Annotated in this window: 8 protein-coding genes; 4 read left to right on the plus strand and 4 right to left on the minus strand. The window is 50.4% G+C overall.

Annotation, left to right across the window (positions count from 1 at the left end):
• Both KNP84_RS12485 and KNP84_RS12490 read right to left on the minus strand, forming a co-directional pair.
• A complete protein-coding gene (locus KNP84_RS12485; protein ID WP_021067738.1) occupies positions 1–417 on the minus strand; it encodes a thiol-disulfide oxidoreductase DCC family protein in 417 nt (138 codons plus the stop codon).
• Between the two features lie 53 nt (positions 418–470).
• Positions 471–1703, minus strand: a complete 1233-nt coding sequence (locus tag KNP84_RS12490) for an MFS transporter (protein WP_215114879.1) — start codon at positions 1701–1703, stop codon at positions 471–473.
• A 92-nt stretch (positions 1704–1795) separates the two neighbouring features.
• On the opposite strand from KNP84_RS12490, the gene KNP84_RS12495 reads away from it, so the two are divergent.
• On the plus strand, positions 1796–3433 hold the full coding sequence (locus KNP84_RS12495; protein ID WP_214837355.1) for an ABC transporter substrate-binding protein: 1638 nt from the start codon (positions 1796–1798) through the stop codon (positions 3431–3433).
• Positions 3434–3466: 33 nt separating this feature from the next.
• On the opposite strand, the gene KNP84_RS12500 is transcribed toward KNP84_RS12495, so the two are convergent.
• Positions 3467–4765 (minus strand): glutamate-1-semialdehyde 2,1-aminomutase, encoded by a 1299-nt coding sequence (locus tag KNP84_RS12500; protein WP_215114880.1) that lies wholly within the window; start codon positions 4763–4765, stop codon positions 3467–3469.
• 191 nt (positions 4766–4956) lie between these two features.
• Between KNP84_RS12500 and perR the strand changes: the two genes are divergently transcribed.
• Complete coding sequence (gene perR / locus KNP84_RS12505) at positions 4957–5388, plus strand: peroxide-responsive transcriptional repressor PerR (protein ID WP_029596002.1); 432 nt, start codon at positions 4957–4959, stop codon at positions 5386–5388.
• 28 nt (positions 5389–5416) lie between these two features.
• Here perR and KNP84_RS12510 read toward each other — a convergent pair whose 3' ends face one another.
• A complete protein-coding gene (locus KNP84_RS12510) occupies positions 5417–5776 on the minus strand; it encodes a YgzB family protein (RefSeq protein WP_021067733.1) in 360 nt (119 codons plus the stop codon).
• Between the two features lie 167 nt (positions 5777–5943).
• Between KNP84_RS12510 and KNP84_RS12515 the strand changes: the two genes are divergently transcribed.
• Together KNP84_RS12515 and KNP84_RS12520 are read left to right on the plus strand one after the other, a co-directional pair.
• Positions 5944–6810: a nucleotidyltransferase-like protein gene (locus KNP84_RS12515; protein WP_021067732.1), complete on the plus strand. Its 867-nt coding sequence runs from the start codon at positions 5944–5946 to the stop codon at positions 6808–6810.
• A gap of 32 nt (positions 6811–6842) precedes the next feature.
• Complete coding sequence (locus KNP84_RS12520; protein WP_215114881.1) at positions 6843–8018, plus strand: PstS family phosphate ABC transporter substrate-binding protein; 1176 nt, start codon at positions 6843–6845, stop codon at positions 8016–8018.
• The last annotated feature ends 311 nt before the right edge of the window (positions 8019–8329 follow it).

An 8329-nucleotide genomic window follows, 5' to 3' on the forward strand; every position in this document is an offset into this window, starting at 1 on the left:
TCATCGAGTCGGCGGTTTTGGTTGTTGATCGAGAAACCGGCTTCGTTCTTCCGGTGTCGGCAGTTTACACGTCTGTTTTTGTCCGAACCATTCGTAACGATGCTTGGCGATGACATCATAGCCGAAGTCGCGAATCGGTTTTGGGACGATTTTCACGAACCGGAGCCATCGCCACATCCCATCCAATCCTTCTGCAATCCGGATGGCCGCGTCGGATTTGATATAAGGCACGCCGTCACGAATCAAGACGATGCTGTCAACCGAGTCGCTGATGCGGTGACGTTCGCGTAACGCTTTCCCAGCGTCGCCTTGAAGCGAGGCAAAGTGAAAATTCCCTGTTGTGTCCCGATTCAGGATGAATTGGACGCTGGCGTCGCAAAAATTACAGTCTCCATCAAACAATACAATGGCTGGCATTTGGTTCGCCTCCTTCACTCTTGCCTGTTTCCGTTCCGGAGTCAGTTCAAACGTCATGCGGCAAGCTTGCGCAGCGATTCCATTTTATAGAGCGAGACGTAATAAAGATACGCCCCGAGCGCCCCGAACAAGAAGATGTAGCCGCTCATGAACACAGGTCCGATGAACGCCCCGACGACGATGCCGGCCGCGGCCACGAGTTTGGCCCCATGGAATGTGAGTCCCCCAAAAGCGAGATACGAGGCGCGACGCTCTGGGTCGAGCAGGTCGACTTGCTTCACTTGGCGGATTGGTGAGTATAGCAACTCGCCGACCGTGAAGACGACGGCCAAGACGGCGAGAATCAGAAATGAGTTCATCGATGTGATGGCCGCATACGCTGTGATATAGAGTGACAAGCCGATGAAGAATACGTATTTCTCCCGGTACCGTTTCACAAAGGCGGTGACGGCGAACGTGATGGCGACGACGAGCAATGTGTTCTCGAGCTGCATGAACGCCATCATCCGGACACCGTCGAACGGCACGCCGATAATCGCACGTTCTTGGAACGATTCGGCCAAATGAACGCCGATATAGTTTGCCATATGAAACTCTGTCGAGAAGACGAGCATGCTACCGAGCACGAAGAGCATCCAGCGTCGGTCATTCAAGGCAATCCGATAGTTTTGAATCACGCCGACGATCGGGTTGGCCGGCGTCGACCGGTTACCTTGATGTGAATCGACGAGATAGCGTTGCAAGACGACCGTTGTGATGGTCAATACGAGCGTCATACCGATAAATAAACCAAACCGGTAGTCGCGATAGAACGCACCGCCGAGCATGACACCGCCGGCGATCGCTAAATTGACGAGCCAATAATCATATACATAAATCGCTTTTCGATTCGATGGTTCCATCGAGTCGATCACAATCGCTTCGAGAGCCGGATAGTTCAAGCCGTTGGCGACGGCATGACCGAAATACAAGATGGCGACGGCGAGTGCCCAGTTGTTCGATGGGTGAATCGCGACTGTCATCCCGATGAAGCAGATAATTTGGACGAGTTGGCCAATCTGTAAGACGTGCTTGCGATTAAAGCGGTCGGAGAAGTACCCACCGAACAAGCCGGTGACATACCCGACGATGACGAATGACGTCATGATGATCCCAGCAGCGATTTTGCCGAGTTCTTCTGAAAAATATAAAGCCATGAATGGAAAGATGGCCGAGCCGACGATGCGGATGAAAAATCCACAGACGAGTCGAAGTCGGACGTTAGTTGGGAAATCTTTGAATTTCATGTGAGCACCTCCTTGTCACTACTTTAAACGTGGACTACACTTGGTAAAAAGAGACAAATTATTTGGACATGTCCACTTTTAGGGGGAATGACATGAATGCAAAACTAGTGGCAATTTATCGCTATGCGTTACAGGCGGACAAAATGGACGTGACACTCCGGCAAGCCGTCGAGGTGGTCGGCTATAGTGAGAAACAAGTGAAGCGCGATATCAAGGCATGGGAGGCGATGGGGTGGGTGACCTATCAAGCCGGCAAAGGGCGCGGCCATGAATCGATGCTTCGTTTTCAGTCGGACTTTGACGAGACGCTCCAGGCGTGGGTCGTAACCTCATTTTCTGAGGCTACGATGGCGCAGGCGGCCAAATGGTTGGAGTGGGATTGGCCACCCGCATTACGGGAACTGATCCAAGCGCGGATTTGGAACCGATTTGGTTTCGAACAGACGGAAGAAGACCGTTTTATTTTCCCGAGGACGCGGACACTCGAGTCACTTGATCCGCTTGATATCCACATCGCGATGGAGGCGTCGTTATCGCGTCACGTCTTCGACCGCCTGTTCGAATGGGACGGGACCACGGTTCAACCGTCGCTAGCCCATCATATGGAGGAGACGCCATTTGGATTTCGCTGTTACATCCGTAAAGGGATCACTTTCCACAACGGGATGACGTTAACGGGCAAAGACGTCGTCTACTCATTGAGCCGACTCTTGGCTCGCGGCAAACAAGTCTGGTTGTTCGCACCGATTGATCGGGTCGACTCGCCCGCACCGTATGTGGTCGACCTCTATACGAAAGCACATCGGGCCTACATCGAGCGCTTGCTTGCTCAAACACCGGCATCCATTACGTATGAAGGAGCAGAAGGGATTGTTGGGACGGGGCCTTTCAAATTGGAGAAACAATCCGACGACGTCGTGCGTTTACGGGCGTTCGAGCGCGGGTTGCGCCCGCGTCCGTCATTGGACGTGGTTGAGTTTGTCACGTTCTCGGAAGCAGATCACGCCAAATGGAGCGCCCGGGACGATCATAGCGTCGTGAAATGGATTGCCGAGGCCGGGGCTCGTTATCTCATGTTCAACTTACAGCACTCCTGGCTGAAAGAAGATATGGCGACGCGACGAGCGATTCAACGGGCGATCGATAAACAAGCGGTCGTCGATTTGGGGGGAGAACGTCATCAAGTGGCCCACGGTTTTTTCCCGGAAACGAGTCGCCCGATTCCACTGGCCGAGCCAAGCGAGAGTTCTAAGCGTCCGCTCCGACTATTACACTTGCCGTTCGACGTGGCGACGGAAGACGCGGCGCTCGTCGCATCACAGTTGCGGGCTGCCGGTTTCACCGTCGAGACGGAGACGTATGCGCTCAGTTGTTTACTGCAAGAGGAGACACTTCGCCGAGCAGATTTAATTTTATGCGGGGAGATGATGAGCGAAGACTTGGATTTGGCGTTTCTCGCCTTTTTGACGAGTGAACTGTCGCTCGTCGGCAAGCTCGTCGCACATGAAACGGAACTCCGAACGATGATGGACCGCTACCGTCAAACCGATATGAGCGCTTGGCCGATGCTCCATCGGGAGGTGGAACGCTATTTGACGGAGGCGGCGCTCGTCATTCCGCTATACCATGTCGAGCGGGAGCGGAGCTTCCCGAGTTTTCTAGGCGACGTGCCGGTCGATATATTCGGACATCCACGCTACGACCAGTTGTGGATCCGACCTTCGGTGTAATCAAAAAGGAGATGCCCCGGCATCTCCTTTTACTTATAGTTGGGCGAAGGCGCGGTTTACCGCAACAATCGTCTCTTCGATATCTGTCTCGCTATGCTCAGTCGTCAAGAACCAAGCCTCATACTTAGAAGGGGCCAAATTGACACCGTTCTCGAGCATCAATTTGAAGAAGCGTCCGAACACTTCACCGTCCGACTTCTCGGCTCCCTCATAGTCGGTCACGACCTCGTCCGTGAAGTACACCGTAAGTGCGCCTTTTAGACGGTTCAATGTTATGGTCACGCCATGTGTTTCAGCGGCTTCACGAATCCCGGCCTCGAGCTGGGCACCGAGCGCGTCAAGCTTTTCATACACACCCGGTTGCTCGAGTACTTCGAGGCAAGCAATCCCTGTTGCCATCGATGCCGGGTTACCGGCCATCGTTCCGGCCTGATAAGCTGGACCGAGCGGAGCGACCGTCTCCATAATTTCAGCTTTACCTCCATAGGCACCAATCGGCAAGCCTCCGCCGATGATTTTCCCTAGGGCGGTCATATCCGGCTCGATGCCATATACTTGCTGGGCACTGCCGTATGTGAAGCGGAACGCCGTGATCACTTCGTCGTAAATAACGAGGGCGCCATGTTCATGGGTGATGTCGTTGATGGCCTGGAGGAATCCAGGTTTCGGCTCGACGATGCCGAAGTTTCCGACAATCGGTTCGACGAGGACACAGGCGATTTGACTGCCCCATTCGCGCATCATGTCTCGGAACGCCTCGACGTCATTGAACGGCACGGTGATGACTTCTTTCGCCGTGGCCCGTGTGACGCCGGCCGAATCTGGTGAGCCGAGCGTGGCTGGTCCGCTGCCTGCTGCGATGAGCATCAAGTCCGAGTGGCCATGATAGCAACCGCTGAATTTGACGACGAGTTCGCGTCCCGTGTAAGCACGGGCGACACGTACGGTTGTCATGACCGCCTCGGTCCCCGAGTTGGTGAAACGGACCTTATCCATTGACGGGATGGCCGCCTTTAGTTTTTTCGCGAACTCGACTTCAAGCGCATGCGGTGTTCCGTAAAGGAGTCCTTTAGACGAAGCCGCGATTAACGCTTTATGGATATGCGGATGGGCGTGGCCCGTGATAATCGGACCGTACGCCGCCAAATAGTCGATATAACGATTGCCGTCGACGTCATAAAAATAGGCGCCGTCTCCTCGTTCCATATAGACGGGTGCACCTCCGCCGACTGCCTTGAATGAGCGGGAAGGGCTGTTGACCCCGCCGACGATATGCGTCAAGGCATCGGTATACAAAACGTCTGAATTGTTGCGTGTAGATGGTGTTGCCATATGTATTGCCTCCTTTTACAAATTCGCACTTATTGTATCACAGCCGTCAACCGCTTAAGCTCAACGTTTGACGACCGTTCCAGAAATCAGTACACTATTTATAAAGATTACTATGTAAGAAATAGGTTAATTACTACTAACACTTCAAATGAATTCTATAGAAGAAATGAGGGATTGACGTGGGAAGCGAAATGCTTGACCATGCTGTTCAGTCGCTCCGAGAACATGGAGTCAGAATGACGCCTCAGCGCCAGGCCATTTTGGAGTACCTCGTCACGGAGCACAGTCACCCGACAGCGGATGACATTTATAAGGCACTTTCGGCGAGATTTCCGAACATGAGTGTCGCTACCGTCTATAACAACTTGCGCGTCTTTAAAGAAGTCGGTCTCGTTCAAGAGATGAATTACGGAGACGCATCGAGCCGGTTTGATTTCGTGACGTCGCGTCACTACCACATCATCTGTGATGCGTGTGGGAAAGTCGTCGACTTCAACTACCCGGTCCTCGATGAAATCGAATCGGTCGCATCTCAATTGACTGGGTTCAAAGTCGACCGCCATCGTCTCGAAGTATACGGGACATGCCCGGCGTGCCAAGCTGAACAAGCGCATAAACATTAAAAAACATCCTCTGCCTGAGGATGTTTTTTTATTCGTGTGAATGTGATTGGCGTTTGTTATATTTTTCGTCGAACTCTTTACCTTCGAGCGATTGGTCGATCGTGAGCGGTTCGTCGCAATGCATACATAAGTCGACCCGACCGAGCATCTTTGTCTGTTTCTCACAATTCGGGCAAGTGACGACGATGGCTTTCGTGGATGCCATCCCAATAATAAAGTAGAGCGCTGAACTCGATAACACCATCACAAAGCCGAGCAACATGAAAATAATCATCAGCCATGTGATGCTTTTCGCCAACAGGCCGAGATACATGACCCCGATTCCCGCAAAGACGAGCAACAACGCAAGGTTTCGAGCGCGGTTGATTTTATTCCCCCGTTTTTTCATTTCGTAATCCCTCCATGTCTGTCTTTACTATAGCTCATCTGCTCGACCGTGAGAAGTTCATACAATCGCTGGCAGGAGAATTTTAAAAGAAGGCGAATCATTTTCGTATCAGATTATTGGGTGGACGTTTGAAGTTCATCATATAGAAAGAAGGTATCAAGGTGACTATGGAGTATGCCACACGCACAATCTATTCGGAATATGCAGCCTTGAAGACGACGCTTGGCATCATCGAAGTGAAGAAGAAACGACCACGCGATCCGTTGACAGACCAATCGGACCGGTTGTTGATTGTGATTGAAGCCAAAGAAGAACCGTTCTGGACAGTGAAACACTATCAGGTCGGACAAGAAAAAATCATTCTCCATTTGGTGAGTGATTCGATGATGGATCGCTGGATTTTGATGAACGAGAATCGCCGGGCCATCCACTGGATTGAAGATGGAATGGTGTTGTTTGAACGAAATACGTTTTTATTAGACTTGCGACAACGTCTTCGTAATTTCTCAAACGATGAGCAACGTCTGCAACTATCGCTTGCTTTTGCGAAATTGCTGCGACGCTTTGAAGACGGCCGAAGCTTATTTTTGCAAGAGGAACACCAAGACGCCTTCACCCAAATTCATCATGCCTTGACTCATTTGGCCAGATTATCGGTCTTAGAGGCCGGGATTCATCCTGAAATCGTATTATGGAAACAAGTACGCACACTCGATTTAGAAATATATAAACTCCACGAGGAACTCGTGAGCGGACATGAGTCGCTTGAACAACGGATTCACTTGGTGATTATTGGAATGGAACATTTGATTCAATCAAAAGTGTTGCCGGGCACGCTTCTGCTACTGCAAACGATGCAACAACGCGACGAACCGTGGCCGTTCTCGGAATTAATGGAACACCCGAACTTGCAAGCATTGAAAGTCGACCTAGGTAGCATCGTCGGGTTCCTTGTCCGCAAAGGATATGTCCGTTCGGTCGCGCGACCGACAAAAGGTGTTGGGGTCGAAGCCATCGCCTATGAGATCGCCTAACTATATATAAGCGAATGGAGTAGTTGAATCAGATGAAAATCGTTAAGTTTATATTCGGTAGTGTGTTGATTGTGCTTGTGACCGCAGTCATATCGGTCTTTACAGCACTCTTTACGATGGGCAATCCGATTGCAGGAGGACGCCCGATCCTTTGGACAATTTGGTACGTTGCCGCTTTATTAATTCTCATTATGGCGCTATATGACTTCTCGTCGTTAACGAAGGGGCAACTCAAACGAGTCGGATTGATTGGAACCGTGATTGGAGTCGTGTTCTTCGGTTCAGTGAAAGGGTACTACGTGTATACAGAAGGTTTGCGGATTGAAGAACGCGGTGTTGAGTTGTTTGACTATCAACCGTTTAAAGAGGAATCCGATTTAGCTAAGCTCGATGCGCCATCTTCGTTTAAAATCGATTCAAATCTCCCACGCCTCGATGGTGCTACGGCACTCTATCCACTGTATGCGTCTTTTGTCGAAGCGGTTTATCCTTCTGACGAATATAATCCGTATAGTACGGAGGAGAGTCCTGTCGTCTCGACGACGACGGGAGAAGCGTATGATCGGTTGATTCAAGGGAAAACGGACATCATTTTTGTCGCCGGACCATCAGATCTTCAAGTGGCCGTGGCTAAGAAGGCAGGTGTGGAGTTCAACATGACACCAATCGGGCGCGAAGCGTTTGTCTTCTTTGTACATGAAGACAATCTAGTTGACTCGCTTAAATTAGACGAGATTCAACAAGTGTATGCCGGAGACATCGATAATTGGAGTGAGGTCGGAGGCGAGAATGATCCGATTCGAGCCTTCCAACGTCCAGAAGGAAGCGGGAGCCAGACGGCCTTGCAGCGGGTGATGGGTAATCGTAAATTAATGGCTGCACCCGTTGAAGATGTCCCGGAAGGTATGGGCGGTATTATCGAACAGACGGCCGCATACACAAATCATAAAAATGCGATTGGGTTCTCTTTCCGCTTCTATGCGACCGAGATGGTCGAAGATCATGACATTAAATTACTTCAAGTGAATGGAATCGCTCCAACGGTCGAAACCATCGCTGACGGGACGTATCCGATCACTTCTGAATTTTATGCCATCACGACAGAAGAGAACTATGAAACGCATAAGCCGTTTTTAGATTGGATGACATCTGAAGAAGGGCAGACATTGGTGGAGCGGACGGGCTATGTGCCGCTAGCGAAAGATTGAAGCGTTGGGCCTCATGACGGGGCTCAACCTTTTTTATTTTTTTGTAATATTTCTATTGACGAAGTGGTAAATAGAGATTATAGTTATAAACGTTGTCACAGCAAAAGATTATTTCAGTAAAACAATTTGTGAAAAAAGTTGTTGACGCGGAGATACACGACGTGATAAATTAATGAAGTCGCCAAGAGCGGCAGACGAACTTTGAAAACTGAACGATGAGGCAAAAAAGTTTTACAATTTTTGAATGAAGCGCAAGCTTCGTCATTTTTAAAGAGCTATATCAAATTCTTTGGAGAGTTTGATCCTGGCTC

Source organism: Exiguobacterium sp. s70 (assembly GCF_018618315.1).
In the GTDB taxonomy this organism is placed as follows: Bacteria; Bacillota; Bacilli; order Exiguobacteriales; family Exiguobacteriaceae; genus Exiguobacterium; species Exiguobacterium chiriqhucha.